General features: G+C 58.0%; 18 protein-coding genes and 3 pseudogenes. 10 read left to right on the top strand and 11 right to left on the bottom strand.

What is annotated here, in order from left to right; translation table 11 throughout:
- Nucleotides 1–23: 23 nt before the first annotated feature.
- The 5 genes from AADW22_RS15565 to AADW22_RS15545 all read right to left on the bottom strand — a co-directional run bounded on the left by AADW22_RS15565 (nucleotide 24) and on the right by AADW22_RS15545 (nucleotide 2,745).
- Nucleotides 24–377 (bottom strand): YciI family protein, encoded by a 354-nt coding sequence (locus tag AADW22_RS15565; protein WP_407474645.1) that lies wholly within the window; start codon nucleotides 375–377, stop codon nucleotides 24–26.
- A gap of 24 nt (nucleotides 378–401) precedes the next feature.
- Nucleotides 402–899 (bottom strand): hypothetical protein, encoded by a 498-nt coding sequence (locus tag AADW22_RS15560; RefSeq protein WP_407474644.1) that lies wholly within the window; start codon nucleotides 897–899, stop codon nucleotides 402–404.
- A gap of 103 nt (nucleotides 900–1,002) precedes the next feature.
- Nucleotides 1,003–1,389 (bottom strand): hypothetical protein, encoded by a 387-nt coding sequence (locus AADW22_RS15555; protein WP_407474643.1) that lies wholly within the window; start codon nucleotides 1,387–1,389, stop codon nucleotides 1,003–1,005.
- Nucleotides 1,389–2,132 carry a MipA/OmpV family protein gene (locus AADW22_RS15550; RefSeq protein ID WP_407474642.1) on the bottom strand — a complete coding sequence of 248 codons (744 nt, stop codon included), beginning with the start codon at nucleotides 2,130–2,132 and terminating at the stop codon, nucleotides 1,389–1,391. Before AADW22_RS15550 ends, AADW22_RS15555 begins: the two co-directional genes overlap by 1 nt.
- A gap of 4 nt (nucleotides 2,133–2,136) precedes the next feature.
- A complete protein-coding gene (locus tag AADW22_RS15545; RefSeq protein WP_407474641.1) occupies nucleotides 2,137–2,745 on the bottom strand; it encodes a hypothetical protein in 609 nt (202 codons plus the stop codon).
- Nucleotides 2,746–2,816: 71 nt separating this feature from the next.
- Here AADW22_RS15545 and AADW22_RS15540 point away from each other — a divergent pair, with 71 nt between their 5' ends.
- Nucleotides 2,817–3,353, top strand: coding sequence for a hypothetical protein (locus tag AADW22_RS15540; RefSeq protein WP_407474640.1), 537 nt, complete (start codon nucleotides 2,817–2,819; stop codon nucleotides 3,351–3,353).
- A 1-nt stretch (nucleotide 3,354) separates the two neighbouring features.
- Nucleotides 3,355–3,576 (top strand): helix-turn-helix domain-containing protein, encoded by a 222-nt coding sequence (locus tag AADW22_RS15535; RefSeq protein ID WP_407474639.1) that lies wholly within the window; start codon nucleotides 3,355–3,357, stop codon nucleotides 3,574–3,576.
- Between the two features lie 32 nt (nucleotides 3,577–3,608).
- Here the strand turns inward: AADW22_RS15535 and AADW22_RS15530 are convergent, their stop codons facing one another.
- On the bottom strand, nucleotides 3,609–4,715 hold the full coding sequence (locus AADW22_RS15530; protein WP_407474638.1) for a serine hydrolase domain-containing protein: 1,107 nt from the start codon (nucleotides 4,713–4,715) through the stop codon (nucleotides 3,609–3,611).
- 161 nt (nucleotides 4,716–4,876) lie between these two features.
- On the opposite strand from AADW22_RS15530, the gene AADW22_RS15525 reads away from it, so the two are divergent.
- Both AADW22_RS15525 and AADW22_RS15520 read left to right on the top strand, forming a co-directional pair.
- Complete coding sequence (locus AADW22_RS15525; protein WP_407474637.1) at nucleotides 4,877–6,046, top strand: M48 family metalloprotease; 1,170 nt, start codon at nucleotides 4,877–4,879, stop codon at nucleotides 6,044–6,046.
- A gap of 117 nt (nucleotides 6,047–6,163) precedes the next feature.
- Entirely contained in the window at nucleotides 6,164–7,207 is a 1,044-nt protein-coding gene (locus AADW22_RS15520) for an IS110 family transposase (protein WP_407474636.1), read from the top strand.
- Between the two features lie 492 nt (nucleotides 7,208–7,699).
- Here AADW22_RS15520 and AADW22_RS15515 read toward each other — a convergent pair.
- Together AADW22_RS15515 and AADW22_RS15510 are read right to left on the bottom strand one after the other, a co-directional pair.
- Nucleotides 7,700–7,915, bottom strand: a pseudogene (locus AADW22_RS15515) (Fic family protein); the annotation flags it as partial.
- A pseudogene (locus AADW22_RS15510) lies at nucleotides 7,860–8,045 on the bottom strand (IS21 family transposase); the annotation flags it as partial. The pseudogenes AADW22_RS15510 and AADW22_RS15515, both read right to left, overlap by 56 nt.
- Before the next feature lie 299 nt (nucleotides 8,046–8,344).
- On the opposite strand from AADW22_RS15510, the gene AADW22_RS15505 reads away from it, so the two are divergent.
- The 4 genes and pseudogenes from AADW22_RS15505 to AADW22_RS15490 all read left to right on the top strand — a co-directional run.
- Entirely contained in the window at nucleotides 8,345–9,979 is a 1,635-nt protein-coding gene (locus AADW22_RS15505; protein ID WP_407474635.1) for a Mu transposase C-terminal domain-containing protein, read from the top strand.
- Nucleotides 9,939–10,862 carry a TniB family NTP-binding protein gene (locus AADW22_RS15500; protein ID WP_407474634.1) on the top strand — a complete coding sequence of 308 codons (924 nt, stop codon included), beginning with the start codon at nucleotides 9,939–9,941 and terminating at the stop codon, nucleotides 10,860–10,862. The genes AADW22_RS15505 and AADW22_RS15500 overlap by 41 nt, the downstream gene beginning before the upstream one ends.
- A 32-nt stretch (nucleotides 10,863–10,894) precedes the next feature.
- Complete coding sequence (locus AADW22_RS15495) at nucleotides 10,895–11,650, top strand: TniQ family protein (protein ID WP_407474633.1); 756 nt, start codon at nucleotides 10,895–10,897, stop codon at nucleotides 11,648–11,650.
- Between the two features lie 57 nt (nucleotides 11,651–11,707).
- A pseudogene (locus tag AADW22_RS15490) lies at nucleotides 11,708–12,448 on the top strand (hypothetical protein); the annotation flags it as partial.
- A gap of 461 nt (nucleotides 12,449–12,909) precedes the next feature.
- Here the strand turns inward: AADW22_RS15490 and AADW22_RS15485 are convergent.
- A complete protein-coding gene (locus AADW22_RS15485) occupies nucleotides 12,910–13,122 on the bottom strand; it encodes a hypothetical protein (protein WP_206338418.1) in 213 nt (70 codons plus the stop codon).
- Nucleotides 13,123–13,226: 104 nt separating this feature from the next.
- On the opposite strand from AADW22_RS15485, the gene AADW22_RS15480 reads away from it, so the two are divergent.
- On the top strand, nucleotides 13,227–13,730 hold the full coding sequence (locus tag AADW22_RS15480) for an RNA polymerase sigma factor (RefSeq protein ID WP_132998142.1): 504 nt from the start codon (nucleotides 13,227–13,229) through the stop codon (nucleotides 13,728–13,730).
- Nucleotides 13,727–14,467 (top strand): hypothetical protein, encoded by a 741-nt coding sequence (locus AADW22_RS15475; protein ID WP_132998141.1) that lies wholly within the window; start codon nucleotides 13,727–13,729, stop codon nucleotides 14,465–14,467. Before AADW22_RS15480 ends, AADW22_RS15475 begins: the two co-directional genes overlap by 4 nt.
- Before the next feature lies 1 nt (nucleotide 14,468).
- Here AADW22_RS15475 and AADW22_RS15470 read toward each other — a convergent pair whose 3' ends face one another.
- Nucleotides 14,469–15,212, bottom strand: a complete 744-nt coding sequence (locus AADW22_RS15470) for a c-type cytochrome (protein ID WP_132998140.1) — start codon at nucleotides 15,210–15,212, stop codon at nucleotides 14,469–14,471.
- 61 nt (nucleotides 15,213–15,273) lie between these two features.
- A complete protein-coding gene (locus AADW22_RS15465) occupies nucleotides 15,274–16,458 on the bottom strand; it encodes a sulfite oxidase (protein ID WP_132998139.1) in 1,185 nt (394 codons plus the stop codon).
- Nucleotides 16,459–17,124: the final 666 nt, after the last annotated feature.

Raw genomic sequence — 17,124 nt, 5'->3', positions numbered from 1 at the left:
TTGCAGCGGGATCTGCCACGGGATCAGCCGTCCCCCATTGCGGTCGCCCGAATTTCGACCTTACCGTATTGTGCCGATGGGCATTTTTCAGCCCAGGCGATTGCGGCATCCAGGTCAGGCACATCGACGACGAAATACCCCCCGAGTGTTTCCGCAGTTTCCGCAAAAGGACCGTCTTCGATCCGGGCCTTGCCGTCGCGGGTGGTCAGGGTTGTGGCCGTCATGGCCGGTTGGAGCCAGTCGGTAGACACGAACACGCCTGCTTCTTGCAGGGCGCCGATACAGGCCCCGTAGACTTCTTTTTCGCGTGCCCAGTCGTCTTCAGTCATGTCGGCAAAATCGGTCGGATCGGAATAGAGAAGGAATGTGTAGTTCATTGGATATCTCCTGTGTTCAATCGTTCAGGTTTCAGCGAATTCGGTGACCATATTTTCCAGGCCGCGATCGAAAGTCGGACCGACCATGCGGTCAAGGAAAAGCCCCATGATGCGGGCGATCGGATTGAAACCCATATCGGCCTGGTCGCCGCGCTGAATTGCGCTGATCCGTTGGGTTGGCTGCCCCATCGGTCCAAGATCGATATCGTATTGAACGGCACCATCCTGAACATCGGCGCCCGTCTGTTGGCCCTTGCCTTCGGCCCCCTCGAACCGAAAACCGGAGCCTACACCGCTGCCGGGACCGAAGGTTTCAATTTTCAGATCCGGATCACTGGACATGTACGGATTGAAACTTTGGTATCCGGTGTTGGATGCGGCCAAGGCAACAATTGCCTGCGGCGTGGCGGGAACCAGACCCGTGCGGACCACGGTCACGTCACGCGGCAAGAAAAGGAGCGTTCCGGCTGCCAGAACCGCGAGTCCGGCGACGCCGGTGAACAGAATTTGAGAAAGTGTCATGATTTTAAGGTCTCCGTTGTAAGCGAAAGCTTGATTGCTTTCATCTTCATGACGAACGGGGTTCCGGCAATTGGACATGCCGGAGAACTTTCTTTCAACTTTGTCATTCGAAGCGCTCCCCATTGGCAGGGCGAACCTTATTCCCTGCAACGCATCTTTCGGGCAAGGCGGCGCGGCGGACGGCACGGAGCAATTGATCCGACCTCGGTTCGCGAAAGCGAAGTGTTTGCCCGTCTGGTGCCAGAAAGATCTCCCACTCCGCCAATCTTGGTCCGGCAAAGTCTTGCCGGTAATCAAGGGTGCAGGTGGCGCCAGCAGTATCATAAACGGCGATGCTGCGTTCGGAGATATTCAGGATCCGACCGTGATTTTGCAGATCCCAAACGCTGCGGATTTCTGAGGGTGTGTGGAATAGTTCGGCCGTACAGCCAGCGAGGACGCCAATGCAAAGCACTGCTGTTTTGACGAATTCGATGCGCGGATGTGGCATCAAAAGCTCCTCATGAAAGATATGCCGACGCTGGTTTGGTCACGCTCGGCCACTAGCGGGCTGTCACCCACCGCACCGGGGAGGCGGCGGTATTCGAAAAATCCTACAAGTGTTGTGCCATTCTCGAACGGCAGCGCGGCGGACAGTTCGATGTGCGGTGTCCATGTTTCACCGGGCGAATACGCAGCCCGCGCGGACGTAGCCTCGTTTTCGCCCACGCCAAAAAGATGTGCCGCGAAATTGGCGTCTAGATATTCGACGCCAAGCCGCCCTTCGATCTGGAACAATCCGACTGACACCGACCTGCCGACTGACACATCGGCGCGGACCCCGTCATGAACCGACGACACATCGGCACCTAGTTCGGCGCCAACATCGAACTGATCGAACCGATGGTAAACGGAGGCAACGAGTTCTGCATTTCCGTCGCGATCCAGCCCGTCAAACAATGCCGCATTGGGCATATCGGGGGCAAAGTTGTAACCAAGACCGACAGCAAGGCGCGTTCGGTCGGTCGACAAAGCGGTGTATCGAACACCTCGCGTGACATCCGCTGTCCAGTTGCCATACGTCGCGGTGAGGATGGGAAACGGCAACAATTCATCGTCTTGGCCGACATAATAACTGGAGGTGCCGACGATGCCTGCGCCGTAGGTCAGCGTGATCTCTTCATTCGCTGTCTGTGCGACAGAAAGGCTTGGAAGCACCATTGCGGCGCATCCTGAAATAAAGCTGATTTTCATCGATCTATTCTCCTTGTGGACATGGGCTGAGTTGCGCCGTAAGGATCGCTGCGTCGCGCGCGCCGATGGCCCTTGCGACGTCTTGCTGGCGTGTCAAAGCCACGAACCCGTCGGCCGGATCCGTTTGAAGCCATGAACTGACGGCGATCGACGTTGGCGGCGCACTGGTGAAACACCCGCCGACGACTCTGACGGTGAGGGATCCGTCTCCTTGAGTGCCTGTGCTGCGCAATTGCCGGATTTCGCGTTGTGCAGCCGCGATGCGCGCGGCGTCCTGCGGCGCGATTCGCGCGATATAAACCGTTTCATCTGGCGCGTTCGGCTCTGGGGCGGTCGACTCCCCAGGGATCAGCAACAGTGGCGCAGTCTCTTCAATCAAGATTGTAGAGACGGCGGTTCCCCCGCTAAACGCGATGCGGAATTCGGCGTCTCCATCGGTCAGGCGCAATGTCTGCGGTACCCCCACCGCAAATTCGATCTCGGACGGGGGAGTATTCAAAGGGTCAAGTCTGCTTGCCGCGATAAGCCCTGCCGGGTTCATCGTGTCGCAAGCCGACACCGATACCGCCATGGCGAGGGTTGCCAGTGCTGGAAATGAGAATAGTTTGGCCATAGTATACCTACTGCATGATTCGATATTAATGTTTAATGTAAAACATGAAACTATAAGACTGGAAAGTGAAAATGATTGATCCGAGACGCACCCTGTCTGCCGCCCGCAAGATTGAGGTCGTGTCGACGGCCGGGATTGTCGTGCTGATCGGCTTTGCCTGTGTCGGCGTGGTGGCGAGCGCAGTTGCCCCGGTTGAATTGGCCGAAAGCATCGCGCAGCGCAGTGGATACGTCTTGGCACCGCTTGCATTTTGGCAATCCTGGACGCTGATCGGTGTCGTCGGCGCGCATCTGACGTTATGGTTTGCGCTACTGGTCGTGGCGCGGCGTCTGTTCCGACAGCTTCGGCTTGGCAACCCGAACGATGCCGTTCGCAGCGCGCGCACGGTGGCCTATCTGCTCTGGGTAATGTTGGCGTGGGGTCTTGCGTCCCAGATCATCGCGTCCGTTTCGGCAACGTGGGGATATCCGGAGGGGGCGCGGGTCCTGAGCATAGCATTTGGAACGCCGCAAATCTCGGTCGCCTTCTCTGCGTTGATCGCAAGCTTTATGGCACAGGCGTTCGCCCTCGGGGTCGAGCTATGGCAAGATCATCAGGAGGTGATCTGAAATGGCGATCATCGTACGTCTGGATGTCATGCTGGCGCTGCGCAAGATGACATCGCGCGATCTTGCGGCACGGATTGGTATAGCCGAACAAAACCTTTCCCTGCTCAGGTCCGGTAAGGTGCGGGGCGTTCGGTTCAATACGCTGGAGGCGATTTGCAAGGAGCTGGAGTGTCAGCCCGGCGACCTTTTAGAATACGAAGCGAAAGCTGGACCTGAAGACTAGATTTCCGTCGACGAACAGGCATCGCGGCCCCGTCAGTCTACCGCTAGTGGGTCTATCAGGGCTGGCAGGATGAAGCGTTCGACAATCGCACGAGACAGCGTGAGATCAGCTGGATCGTTGTAGTTTTGGGCCTGAACGACGACGACCACATCCAAAGCGGGGATGACAACGACAAGGTTCCCGCCGTTTCCCAACATCAAGACCGCATCAAAATCCTGCTCCGTATCCCCGACGCGGAAACTGGAAATCCACCACAAATATCCGTAAGACAATCCCGGCGCCGGTGCGGAAACAGGCTCCACCATTTCAGTGATCCAGGCGCGCGGGACGATTTGCTGTCCGTTCCATTGCCCGTCGTTCAAGACAAGGCGCCCCAACCGTTCGGCATCCCGTGCGCGCAGGCTGATCTGGCCACCGCTTTGGATTTCGCCAATGGACGAGGTGGTCCATTCAACTTCGGAAATACCTAAGGGCGCAAAGATGCGATCCCCGACGAATTGGTCAAAACGCACACCCGTTTTTCGCTCGAGCATCTGGCCGACAAGGAAGACACCTGCGGTACAATAGCTAAACCGCGAGTAGCCTGGGCCACGGGCGGCGAGGTCAGGATCAACCGGAATGTCGAGGGCGAACCGCGTCCAGTTCCGGGTGCGGTACATACGGTTTTCGTTCCCCGGACTGTCCTGCCAATCGTCGCAGAGCAAGGGCGAACGCAGGGTCAACAGATCACGCAGCGTCGTCGCTTGTTTTACCGCGCCGTCATGGGCGATCGGCACGTAGTCGGCAAAAACAGAGAACACGGGCGTGTCGATGTCAGAAATCGCACCGTCCGCTATGGCGATGCCGACAGCAAGCGCCGTCAGCGATTTGCCGACAGATCGCATGTCGACCGTACCTTCGGCGGTATGCCGGCCAAAGTAATCCTCGAACACGATGGACCCGTTCCTTGAGACGACGACAGCGGCGATGCGGCCAAAGTCGCCGTTGTCCACACGGTCCGACAGCGCGCGCAGGGCCAGCGTGTCGACAACGGCGGGCGAAAGTGGCGCACTGGATGCACAAGCCGTAACGGCCAGCGCCGTCAGCAGCGGCAAGAGCCGTTTGGGCGAAACGCCAGATTTATCGGGGCATGACGTCATGTTGTTTCTGCGTCCTTTTGAGGCGTCCGTCGAGCTGGTGCAATCGAGGGCAACTTTTTCCATGCTCTAACTTCATGTTTTACATTAAAGATACATGGCAATATATGCAACTCACATCTGCTTTGCTGAACGCCGTCGTACATATTTGGAAGGCCCAGACCATGACGCTTGTAGACTTCGAAACACAAAACTGGCTCTCTATGCTATCATCCGAAGACGTGTCTCGTGCTGTGGATTACACCCAAGGCAACCACTGGATATCGCTTGTACAGCTCATCATTACTCTTGCCGCTTGCTTTGTGATTTCGAGGCTGCCTCTGTTCCGCTGGGCAGTCGAAAGGCCACTTCGACACAAACACCGACAGAAACTATCCGCATTCTCGGCGGCGCTGGTGTTCTTTGCAGTGCTTGCCTTAATGACGTTCCCATTTTCAGTGCTTTTCGACTGGCACAGGGAACGCGTGTTCGATCTGTCGCGCCAACCCTTTTCGGACTGGGCCAGTCAGTGGTTCTTGATCTCGGGTTTGACGACGCTGTTCAGCGCGGTTCTGCTCATGTGTATCTACGTGCTGATCAGGCGAACGGGGCGGTTCTGGTGGATATGGGCCAGCGCCCTCGCGGCAAGCAGCCTGTTGCTTGTCACGGTTCTGGCGCCGGCATTGATCGCACCCCGCCTGAACACCTTTACGCCTGCGCCTCCGGGCGATGTTTTAAGTGCTGTGACCGAGCTTGCAGCATCGACGGGCATCCCGGACGATATGATCTATATCTATGACGGCAGCCGACAATCGGATCGTTTCACTGCGAATGTGTCCGGACTGTTTGGCACTTCCAGTATCGCTTTGAGCGATACGATGTTTCAACAAGGCGCAGATATTGCGGAAATTCGGGCGGTGGTGGCTCACGAACTCGGACACTACGTTAAACACCACGTCTTGCTGACGCTCGCCTTCTATAGTGGTTTGGCGGGGTTGGTCTTCTTTCTGACGGACCGGATTTTTTGCGCAATCGCGCATCGGCGAACCGGCGGTTTAAATCATATGATCCAAGACCCCAGTTCCTTGCCGTTGATGTACGCCATATTCACGGCACTGTTATTTTTGGCCACTCCAGTCACGAATACATATTCGCGCCTGTTGGAGAACACAGCCGATGTCTACGCCCTGCGACTGTCAGATGAACCGGATGGTTTGGCGAGCGCGTTGATCAAAACGGCCAACTACAGGGCGCCGTCGCCACACTGGCTGGAAGAAATGTTGTTTTATTCCCATCCGAGCGTTGAGCGGCGCATACGTCGAGCGATGGTGTGGAAAATCGAAAATCGCCAATAAGCCCTACCAATAGGTGATCAAAAAGCGGACATGGCGTATCTGCGGCGAATCCAGCTTGTGAGGTTTCAAACATCGCTATTGTCGATGGTGGAACCCTAAAGCCAGAGGAGAACGACCATGAAACGCTACGTTGGAATTGATGTTGCCCAAAAAGAATGTGCGCTTTGTATTGTGGATGATGCAGGCGCGGTCCTGTTCGAGGGGACGTGTGTGACAGACCCTGACGAAATTGTGCGCATCATCGCTGCTGAGGCCGATGATGTAGAGAATATAGTTCACGAGTCCGGCCCGCTCTCAATTTGGTTGACGAGGGAGTTGGTCAAACGGGGCGCTCCAGTTGTTTGCATCGACGCGCGGGCTGCCCACAAAGTGCTGTCCGCGCGGATGAACAAGTCTGACAAATCAGATGCTGTCGGGCTGGCGCAACTGGCCCGCACGGGTTGGTATGGCGAAGTGCACATCAAGAGTGAGGCGAGCGATCAATTGCGTCTCATACTGTCGGCACGAGAACGGTTGATCCGGATTCGGATGGACATCGAAGGGCAAGTGCGCGGCCTTTTGAAGGCTTACGGAATCCGACTTGGTCCGGTGAATGCAGGCTACAGCAGGAAGAGCTTCCGCGATCAGCTTGGGATGGCCATCAAAGGCGTTCCAAGCTTGGAAATGATCTTCGCCTCACTGATTGCCGTGCATGAAACGGTCTGTCTTGAAACCACTGCGATCGATGCCAAGGTGCAACGCTTGGCAAAAGACGATCCTCTGGCGCGGCGACTGACCAGCATCCCTGGGGTAGGCCCCATCGTCAGCCTGAGCTTCATCGCAACAATCGACGAAGTCGCACGATTCCGCAAAGCGACCGATGTTGGGGCGTACTTGGGCCTGACCCCGAGACGGTATCAATCCGGCGAAACGGATTGGTCGGGGCGCATCTCAAAACGCGGGGATGGGGCCATGCGCAAACTGCTTTATGAGGCAGCCAACATCCTGATCCAACGTGTGTCGCGCTTCTCACCGCTCAAAGCATGGGCCATGCGGCTCGTGGCATGCCGAGGTATGAAGAAAGCAATTGTTGCGACCGCCAGAAAGCTGGCCGTCATCATGACCCGCATTTGGCGCGATGGCACGACCTTCGCGTGGACCAAAGAGGAGCTGCCCGTATGAGATAGCCCAACCCGAATACGCCCGTCCGGGTGTAAAGACGTCCCACCGGGACGGTGGCCGGATGACCTCGCTGTCGAATGTCGATGCGCCTGAACTCAGGCGACCTCGCAGCGGACCTTTTTGAGGCACCAGTCCCCGACGCCATTATGAGGCGGCATCGCCGACCTCGGAGAGAACCATGAGCCCGATGAGACTGAAATACACCCTTGAATTTAGGGCCGCAGATAGAGAACCTTCGGAAGTGGAAACTCAACGCCTGCTATGTCCCGCATTTTGCCAATTCGTGTGGGCCGCAGCCAACGGCAGTTGTACGGATACGGAGGAGCTTCTGAGAATTTCATCGTACCAGCCATATGGCACACCAATGTCGCCTATTTCACCCAAGTCTAGGGTGACGGGCGATTGTAACGCAGAACGGGACCTCTTACGGACAGTGCTTTCGGTGTCAACGTACCATCATCCTGCCCCCCTGACGGAACAGATCCTCTTTTATTATTGAGGCAGGTCCCCGTCAGCGAACAGGTTAGGGAAAAGTCGCTCCCGGTAGTCGAGAGGAAACGCCAAACGCACGGGCGTCTTCGGTGAGGCGGATGACAGGTAGCCGACTTATGTTAGCTTGCTCAGCGTGTTGCGCGCCGTGCGCTTGGATGTCTTGAGGACGATTTGCGCTTCGCCGCGTTCCAGCGCACCATACCGAAGGAGCGTCGACCAAGCGGTGCAGCAGGTTCAGCACAAGGGTCTTGGTGGGCAAGCCCTCGGCCAGCGTTAGTTCTACGGGGGTCAGCACGGCTTGCTCATCGTGGTGTAAGGCGAGCGCAACGATATCGACCATTTCCCTAACCTGCACCGCGATTCTAAATAATTTGAAAGCTCTTGGTACACGGCGTTCCGTCATCGTGGGCTAAATCCGTCCGATGCAGGGGGAAGTCCGACCCCAACCCTATTTATGCAAAATAGCTGCTTCGACCCGATTCCTGTCGCCTTACCCAACTGTCGCATAGCCCTTAATTGTGAGATGAGAAATCCAACGAAACCAACGGCTGTCCTTTGCCCTTAAATATGAGATTTTGCCTTTAATTCCGATATTTTTGCCTTTAAACTTGAGACAGAGTTCACAGAATTGTGCAGTAAATATCGATGGATGACGATGGTGAAGACTCCGCTGCCGCTGGTGCTGAAGAGGCGCGAAGGGCCGCCGTGCTGCGTCCGCTTGTTCAGGCATATCTCAAAGGAACTGGCAGTCTGGAAAGTGGCATCAATGACGCCGCTTGGGAGCTTGGTGTCAGCAGGGCGACGGTCTGGCGCTGGATAAAGCGTCTGGCCGAAGAGGGTGGGCGCACCAGCGCGCTGGCTTCTCGGAAACGGGGCCGCCCGACCGGTACAACCTTGATATCCAGCAAGATCGAAGCGGTGATTGAAGAACATCTTCGCCGTTATTTCTTGCGCCGAGAGCGTTCGAGCCTGTCGCGCGTCGTGACAGAAATCCGCAGCGCCTGCTGGCAGCACGGCTTGCAACCGCCGACGCGTCGTACGGTTCAGCGCAGGCTGGATGCAATGGACGCCCGAGAAATTGCCAAGGCACGCGAAGGCGCAAAGGCGGCCCGCCAGAAATTTGCGCCGGTCTTAGGCGAAAACAAGGCAAACCAGCCACTAGAGGTCGTGCAAATCGACCATACGCCTGCGGACATCATTCTCGTCGACAGTTTTGAACGCCAACCAATTGGGCGGCCTTGGGTCACGCTGGCGATCGACGTCGCAACGCGGATGGTGACCGGATATTACACCTCTCTCGAGGCACCTTCGCGTCTGTCAGTGGCGCTTTGCCTGACACAGGCGGTGGCCCCCAAGGCGGAACTTCTGGCGGCGTTGGTGTGCAATGTTCCTTGGCCCGCACAGGGCAAACCGCACAGCATTCACGTCGATAACGGTCGCGATTTCCGGTCGCGTGCCTTTCGGTCGGCATGTGCGGAATGGGGGATAAATCTGGTCTATCGGCCGCCGGGAAGTCCCCATTTCGGAGGTCACATCGAACGGTTGATCGGGACGATGATGGGGGCCGTGCACCTGTTGCCGGGGACAACGCAATCGTCAGTCGCGGCCAAGGGCGACTATGACGCCGAAGGTATGGCCACGATGACCTTAAGCGACTTCGATCGCTGGTTTGCCTTGGAAATCTGCCGCTACAACAACAGCATTCATTCAAGTCTTGGCTGTACGCCCGTTGCCAAATGGGAGGCGCTCTCAGCGGAGATGATGGGCGACATTCCCTTCGAGATGGAAGCCTTTCGGGTGAGCTTCCTGCCGAGCGAATTGCGTAAGGTCAGGCGTGACGGCATCCATCTGTTCCAAATACGGTACTGGTCCGATGCCCTTGCAGGTCACATTGGGCGCGGGGATGGGAAGGTGGTCGTTCGCTACGACCCTCGCGATATCTCAATGATCTGGGTCGAATTGGACGATGGCCGATTTGTTGAGGCGCGTTACAGAAACTTGGAAATTCCGCCCGTGCCGCTCTGGGAATATCGCGAAGCCATGAGGAAGGCCCGTGCCCTTGGCAAGTCCGGGTCCAATGAGCTGGTCCTGGCTGAGCTGATCCGACAACAACGCCAGATCGAGGCTGAGAGCCGGGGCCTGACGAAGGCCGAACGCCGATCCCGTGAAAGAAAAGGGACATTGGAGGGCGCCAACTCGGCTGTCTCGAAAACCGAAGGGCTGCGCCCGATCGACACGGGTGATACATCGCGCCCATTGTTCAAAGTGGAGAGATGGTGAATTGAGGGCAGGGACAACAGAGGAAGACGGTCGGATCGCCCTCATTCAATCGGATATCTGGATTGGCTTTCCGCGGGCCGAACAAGTTCTGGACCGTTTGCAGGGTATGATCGAAGCGCCAAGGCAAACCCGTATGCCTGGCCTTCTTGTGCATGGCGCATCCGGGATCGGAAAGACGATGATCGCCCGCAACCTGTCGCGCAGATATGCACCGGAATATGACCCAGCATCGGGAATTACGCGAACGCCGCTCTTGCTGTTACAAGCACCGCCAGCTCCCGACGAACGGCGGTTCTATCTGCACATCCTGGCGTCCGTCGGGGCACCGGCCACGGCACTGAGCGCGCGCGCTCAAAATGTGGCCTCCCTCGAAGTCCGTGTTGTTGCGCTTTTGCGCGACCTTGGCCTGCGGATGATCATGATCGACGAGGTCCACAACCTCTTGGCCGGGACCCACCGCGAACAGCGACGCTTTCTCAATGTTCTTCGTTATCTCAGCAATGAGCTCGAGGTGTCACTGGTCTGTCTTGGGGTCAGCGAGGCCGTCGACGCCATCCGTGGTGATATCCAGCTTGCCCGACGGCTGGACGAACATCACTTGCCAAACTGGCGCGACGATGCCGAGTTCTCGGACATGATCCAGACCCTTATTGCTGCCATGCCACTGGAAAAGAAGTCCAACTTGAAGGTCAAATCTCTCAAGCAGGTCTTGGCACTGACCGGTGGGGTGACTTCGCGCATCTTCGCTCTGGTCAAGGATCTAGCCATCGACGCCATTATCACAGGCGAGGAATGCATCACCGATGACGCAATCGACAGATGGACGCCGGTTTGGTCGCGCCACGCGACCGTCCAGCGGCGGTTTGAGCCGTCCGGGGTTTGAAACCGCGCCCGCTCCCCAAGACTGTCGCGCCAGTGCCAGACGAGTTGTTGTCAGGTTGGTTGTCTCGGTTGGCTGCGGCCAACTACTGTAATGACGCGGAACTGCTGGCTCATATTGAAATCGATACCGCGCATGGCACCGCATTGGACTTCAACATCGACGCGGCGGCGACAGAGAAGATTGCCAGCGCTGCACGTGTCGCCCCTGATGTCGTGCGATCTTTGACCTTTCCGGCAATGACGCCACGAGAAGCCTCGCTGACGGCCCAGATGCCATTCCAGCATTGTCTGCAATGCTCCCGAGAGGGCCTTTCGCTCAGGCATTGGAGGCGGGCTTGGGCATTCGACTGTCAGGTTTGCGGGACGAGACTTGTGCAGACCCTTGGCAAAACAGGTGACGAACAAATACCCGACAAACTGATTTACCGAGCGCGCCGCGGGGCAGGGATGCTTGAGTGCGCCGCGCGATCACGCCGCCCCAAGCAACTTCGGCGTGCAATGCGTGCAGTCGCCTTTGCCATGTCACTTAAGGGCTGCCACGGGGAGCCGTTGTTCGCTCTTCAGAGCCACAGACCAGAAGTGAGGCTGTTTTGCCTTGCCGCAATCGCCGCCGCGCGATCTCATCCCTTGGCTAAGGCAGCCATCGTCAGCTCCGCCATAGACGACCTTGCCAGGGTTGCTCTCTTGCGCGCCTTCGAGAAGGAGCATCGATTGCTAGCCGCGGTCGATCACATCGGGCAAAAGCGCGCGAGAAGCAAAGGCCCCATGACAGCCGTATCTCGCAATTAAGGGCAAAACTCGATGCCGAAAGCGCAGCATCTCAGATTTAAGGGCAACGCGACAGCAGGAGATCGGGTGAGTGCTGATCGTCTGGCGCTCTGGGTATCGATGCGGCTCTCGGGCGCACAGGATGACCCAAATGCCCTGGCAAGAGTTGGATGGGCTATTCGGCGACTGACAGGCGGTCCAGGACCAAAAGGTGACTTGGCCGCCTTCTTGGATCGCCGCGATCCCGACAGCATTGAAGACAGCGCTGAGCGTTTCGAAGATCGCGCGGGCGGATGGTTGCACGTAATGGCAGCCGCGGCCAATCTCCACCCAATCACGCGGGCTTGCATGGGCTTTCATCTCTGGAACCTGGCGGGCCTCGGACAGCACGGCGACCAGATGGAAGCCGCCGTCACCGCGTCTAGGATCGCGGCCAGTGACGGAAGCGGCGCCATTTTCGCTCCGCTCGCTATGGGCGGGGCAGGGGGGCTGCGTGCTTCGGGCTTGCCACCTGAACGCTTGGCCCGCTGGTTGGATGGGATGAACAGCGCAATTCTAACGGCGATGCGTAATCTAGATGATACCCAGACATGGAGTGCTCGGGCGGAAAAAGTCATGTCTCAGCTTTCGGGGCGGACTCCGGCCGCTCTTCGTTCGGCGTTGACAGAGTGGCCTTTGGTGTCGGCCCCGATGGCGGAAGTCTTAACAGGCGCAAGTCGCGCGGCTGTTCAAAGGAACCTCGCTTGGATGGAAGAGAGGGGCCTGATCCGAGAAGTGACGCAACAAGGACGCTTCAGGATGTGGCGGATCAAGGACTAGACCGTTGGGATCAGATCCAGCGACAAAGACCTTCTCGGTTCATTGAGGGAGGAGCGCTTGCCGCCAACGCTTACGTTCATCGATGCCGCCAAAGGGTCGTGGTTTGAACATCGACCTAAGTGTTTTGGTCAGAATCGCTCTTTGTGATCCGACAGCGAGCTATGGCAGCCTTTCGAAAAGATCGGGTGTATCCTTGTCGCGCCGCCTGCTAAGATCCTCGCCAAGATGCAGACAAGGGTGCTTAATTCGTGTCAGGCCTTTGCAGCCCTCAAAGTGGACCCAGCCCCCTCTGGGCATGCCCACGCTTACGATCAGCGCACCGCGTATTGGACAAGTCCGCTTGAATGATGCTCCCTTCTTCCTGCTGCGATCGCCCCGAACTGCCCAACAGCCGCGAACCGAGACTGTTCGCCCCGTCGACAGTCGGCGGGTGTGCACCTTACGGTAGTACCAACGGCCCGTCATTCCATACCCCTTCTTTCCTCGACATGGCTGCCGCTTGGGGTCGAGCGCACGTAGAAGCCTTGTGGAATAGCCACCTGCACCAGCCTGACGCCGACCGACCTTTCGCCTTCGACAAGCGTACACAAGATCAACAGGCGATTCCGGCTGGCCAACGCCTTGAGCAGCGCCTCAGCCTTGTCCGCGTTTTCTTGGATCTGCTTTACTTTCATATATTCGCATATGCGACGGTATGAATTTATTTTAAGCCCTGACCGGATTTTTCCAGCGCGCCTTGTTTGCTTTGACCCTACCTGCAAACGCGGTACGGTTCGTCATGGCGCAGCTGACCTCCATTGAAATCCTATTGCCTGAACTTCGGGCCTATGCGATAGCCATTTGCCATTCCCGCGAGGAGGCTGAAGATCTTGTTCAGGATGCTGTGGAACGGGGGCTGCGATCAGGTGGGAGGCCAGACCCGATCGGGGAACTACGGCCCTGGATGTTCCGTGTCATTCGCAACCTGCATTACGATGAGCTGAGAAAAAGGCGCGTGCGTCGGGAATATTTCGCGGCCGAAAAACGTCTATCCAATGAAGCGGGTGCGTCGGACACCGCGCGGGATGTGTTGATCCGGCTGGCCTTTAAGAAACTGCCGCCCGAGACCCGCGAGGTTCTGTGCCTCGTTGATATCATGGGGTTGAAGTACGCCGAGGCGGCGAAAGTGATGGATGTGCCGAACGGAACGGTGATGAGCCGGATCAGCCGTGCCCGCAAGGCGTTGCTGGAAATCGTCGATGGGGCCGAAACGGCAAAGCAGGAAGTGACGCGGAAGACATGAATGAACTGAACGACAAGGACTGGGAACAGGTCAACGCTTACCACGATGGTGAGTTGTGCGCGGCCGACATGCGCGCGTTCGAGGGGCGGCCTGCATCCGAGCCCGCGCTTGCCGCAGCGCTTGAGGACGTGCGGAACGTGTCCGTCAGCTTGGCGGCCTTGCGACCGGACCTCGTGCATTCGGAATCTATGCCGGAAACTAGTGCCGCAAATAGTAGCTGGCACCCCCGGCGCTGGCTGGCGGGCGGTGCTGTCGCTGCGGGAATTGCCTTGGCTGTGGTATTCGGACCCGCTTTTGTCGCCACCCCGACAGCTTTTGACATTCACGCTGAACTGGCCGCTGAGATGTATGACGTCGAAACCGCCGATCTGCGGCCCGCCGCGACAGGCGGTGCGGTGGGCGTACCCGACCTGTCCGTCGCAAACCTGACGGCTGTTGCCTTCCGCACATCGGACAACGGCGAAGTCATGCATTATGCGGGTCAGAATGGATGCAGGTTGACCTATTTTCGCGGCGCGTCCGTTTTCCCAGAGAGCAGCGACACACCCGGTCAGCAGATCGCAACCTGGCTGTCCGGGGATCACCTTCGTCATATAGTCGTCGCGACAGGGATGGACCGCACGCGGTTCGATGCTATCGCCAGTTATCTGATGCTTGAAACCCGCGAACGTGTTTCCGAAAGCGTGATGGCGTCGCTTTCGGAGGCAACCCGGACGGCACGGTCCTGCGTCGGCTAGGTCAGTTGGTTTTTGCGGTGTCCGTCAAGCTGTCAAGATAGGCAATGACATCGGCCTGATCCTGCGCATCACGCAAGCCTGCGAACCCCATCTTGGTGCCACGGACTTCGCCACGCGGATTTGCAAGGAACGCGGCAAGACGGTCTGGGGTCCAATCGCCCCCGTATTCAACCAGCGCGTCGGAATAGCGAAAGTTGTCGACCGCTGCCACGGGTGCCCCGACGATACCATAAAGGTTGGGACCGACGCGATTGGACCCACCTTCGTCTACCGTATGGCAAGCCTTGCATTTCCTGAACGTCTTTTCGCCGGCAGCCGGGTCGCCCTGCGCAAGGATCTCGGCGCCGGGAGTTTCAACCTCCTCCGCATCTGCGGAATCTGTCGCTTCAGTAGCGGCATCTGATCCGGCTGCGTTCTCCGATCCGCCCGTGACCTGGGCCACGTATTTCGAAACCGTTTCGATTTCTTCCTTGGTCAGGGTTTCCGAAAAGGCTGGCATGACTCCGATTCCGCTGGTCACGGCTGCGCGCACCTGATCGACTGTCGGTTTGAATTCATCGAGGTTGGGGCCGACCTCGGCCTCCGAACCCACATCTTTCAGCGCGTGGCAAAGGGCGCAGGCAGGTTGCGCGGTTTCAGTGAAGATCTTACGGCCAGCATCCAGATCAGCCTCGGCGCTCGCAGCACCGGCCATCAAGGCAAGAAAAACTGCGCCGCCGAGTCGTGGCGTCGTTTGGGTGGTCATGTTCATGTCTCCGGTTTTTTGTTGTCAAACCGGCGGCAGAGGATGCCGCCGGTCAGTCAGCTCAGCTGACAGTCACGTCGACGGCATGGGCGCGCCAGCCGTTATTGCCATAACCCCGTTCGTTGGGCGGAAAAAACTCGGGTTGGGTAACGCCCGCTTCGTTGGTGGCACGGCTCGCCAGCATATGTGTGCCTTCGGACAGCTCCGTGATCAGCACGAATGGCCGCCATGCATAGGGGCCAAGGTCCGGGCCAAGGAACTGCGCTTCTGCCCAGTTTTGCCCCCCGTCGGTGGACACCTCGATCTTGTCCAGACCGCTGACACCGCCCATGGCGACGCCGTGGACCTGCACCTTGCCGGTCGCCGCATCCATCAGAGGGCCGGTGATCCAGGATTTGACGGCCATCTCGTACATCGACGGCTGAGAGGGATCGCCCTTTACCCCCACGGGGCGCACGCGATAGCTGGTTTGCTGGATTTTATTGGGCGATTCCTCGGCCGTCATTGCCAGACGTTTGAGATACTTGACGTTGTTCACGCCATAATACCCCGGAATGACCAGCCGCAGGGGGCCTCCATGGGCGAGGGGCAAAGGCTCACCGTTCATCTCCCACGCCAGGATAGCCTGATCCATCGCGGCCTTTGGAACCGACCGTTCGACCTGGATCGTCTCGGGTGGAAGACCTTCGGGGATCTCTTCGCCACCTGTACCGGTCAGGAACACGGCGCCCGCATTCGCACCGCCCATCGCGTCAATCACGGCGCGCACCGGCACGCCGGTCCACACCACGTTGCCCGCAGCACCAACCGACCACTGCGAGCCGCTGGTTTCATGATCGAAAAAAGCGCGCCCGTTGCCCGAGCATTGCAGCACACAAACCACGGTTTCGACCGCGAGCGTCTTCATCTCGCCCACAGTCATCTTACCCGGGTTCGCGACCCCGTCGATCTCGACCTCCCAGGCATCGCGATCTGCGACGATCTCGTCGGGTGGGGCGGGCAGGTTATTGCGTATGTAAAGCTCGGTACTGGGCGTGATCAGCTCCGAACCTTGCGCGGCGCGCTTCGTCTCAAGCGTCTGCTTGGAATGGACGATCATGTCCTCGGCGTCTTTCCATGCGACGTAATCTGGCAACGGCTCCCCGTCTGATTGCGCCATCCCCGGTGCCCCGACTGCAGCAGCCACCATCGTGCCCGCTGATCCGATCAGGAAATGCCGACGCTTTACGTTTTCTATGATTTTCATGTCTTTCCTCCCGTGGTTCGAAGCATTTGCACTCCACGGTATGCAGCAGCTTCATGCGTGACTAACGTGTTGGGGATGCATTTTATTCCCGCGGAACGGAAAAATATTCGCGAAGCCCCAAATAAGTGGATGCACGTGGCCGGGTCGGCTGGCCAAAGGACGGTGCCCGCTTGTGCGGCCGCTCTGCTTGCCGGATAACCCATTTTGGTAATTGGGGTCGTGCGGTTCCGATGCTCAGTCAGTTGGATATGGGGGGCGCACGGCTCCCGGAGGCTGCGCCAACAGATCAGAGCCATAACCGGCAGGGTTGTCGGATGGAAAAGCGTAGGAGCCGTCGCGCAATACAAGAATAACCACTGCCGAAAGTCCCTGGGAAGACCCGTATGTTGTATTCAACCGAGGGGCAGGGTCAGAACGTTGCGACGGATCAAGATCGATGGATGCGGTCAGGTGCCGTGTCAGCGCAGTCGGCGCCACGTAATTGAGAAACCGCACGGCTACGCAGTTTGTCCGGAAATAGATGCCCGCCATCGCGCGACTTCCAGATAGCTGAACCACGGCAGCAGCGCCTTCGACGCTGGCACCGTCCTATTTCTATATCTGAGAAACACGCCGCTGCGACCGCTCAGACGGTCGCCGCTCCGATGGCGAAAAGCTCACGAAAAT

Source organism: Sulfitobacter sp. PM12, from assembly GCF_045586035.1.
GTDB lineage: Bacteria > Pseudomonadota > Alphaproteobacteria > Rhodobacterales > Rhodobacteraceae > Sulfitobacter > Sulfitobacter pontiacus.
The sequence above is the reverse complement of the archived record's forward strand: the minus strand, read 5'-3'. Positions and strand labels throughout refer to the sequence as shown.

What these genes read in the sequence shown, in the direction of transcription:
- AADW22_RS15565 (WP_407474645.1), bottom strand. Translation starts at nt 377, where the DNA reads ATGAACTACACATTCCTTCTCTATTCCGATCCGACCGATTTTGCCGAC.
- AADW22_RS15560 (WP_407474644.1), bottom strand. Translation starts at nt 899, where the DNA reads ATGACACTTTCTCAAATTCTGTTCACCGGCGTCGCCGGACTCGCGGTT.
- AADW22_RS15555 (WP_407474643.1), bottom strand. Translation starts at nt 1,389, where the DNA reads ATGCCACATCCGCGCATCGAATTCGTCAAAACAGCAGTGCTTTGCATT.
- AADW22_RS15550 (WP_407474642.1), bottom strand. Translation starts at nt 2,132, where the DNA reads ATGAAAATCAGCTTTATTTCAGGATGCGCCGCAATGGTGCTTCCAAGC.
- AADW22_RS15545 (WP_407474641.1), bottom strand. Translation starts at nt 2,745, where the DNA reads ATGGCCAAACTATTCTCATTTCCAGCACTGGCAACCCTCGCCATGGCG.
- AADW22_RS15540 (WP_407474640.1), top strand. Translation starts at nt 2,817, where the DNA reads ATGATTGATCCGAGACGCACCCTGTCTGCCGCCCGCAAGATTGAGGTC.
- AADW22_RS15535 (WP_407474639.1), top strand. Translation starts at nt 3,355, where the DNA reads ATGGCGATCATCGTACGTCTGGATGTCATGCTGGCGCTGCGCAAGATG.
- AADW22_RS15530 (WP_407474638.1), bottom strand. Translation starts at nt 4,715, where the DNA reads ATGACGTCATGCCCCGATAAATCTGGCGTTTCGCCCAAACGGCTCTTG.
- AADW22_RS15525 (WP_407474637.1), top strand. Translation starts at nt 4,877, where the DNA reads ATGACGCTTGTAGACTTCGAAACACAAAACTGGCTCTCTATGCTATCA.
- AADW22_RS15520 (WP_407474636.1), top strand. Translation starts at nt 6,164, where the DNA reads ATGAAACGCTACGTTGGAATTGATGTTGCCCAAAAAGAATGTGCGCTT.
- AADW22_RS15505 (WP_407474635.1), top strand. Translation starts at nt 8,345, where the DNA reads ATGGATGACGATGGTGAAGACTCCGCTGCCGCTGGTGCTGAAGAGGCG.
- AADW22_RS15485 (WP_206338418.1), bottom strand. Translation starts at nt 13,122, where the DNA reads ATGAAAGTAAAGCAGATCCAAGAAAACGCGGACAAGGCTGAGGCGCTG.
- AADW22_RS15480 (WP_132998142.1), top strand. Translation starts at nt 13,227, where the DNA reads ATGGCGCAGCTGACCTCCATTGAAATCCTATTGCCTGAACTTCGGGCC.
- AADW22_RS15475 (WP_132998141.1), top strand. Translation starts at nt 13,727, where the DNA reads ATGAATGAACTGAACGACAAGGACTGGGAACAGGTCAACGCTTACCAC.
- AADW22_RS15470 (WP_132998140.1), bottom strand. Translation starts at nt 15,212, where the DNA reads ATGACCACCCAAACGACGCCACGACTCGGCGGCGCAGTTTTTCTTGCC.
- AADW22_RS15465 (WP_132998139.1), bottom strand. Translation starts at nt 16,458, where the DNA reads ATGAAAATCATAGAAAACGTAAAGCGTCGGCATTTCCTGATCGGATCA.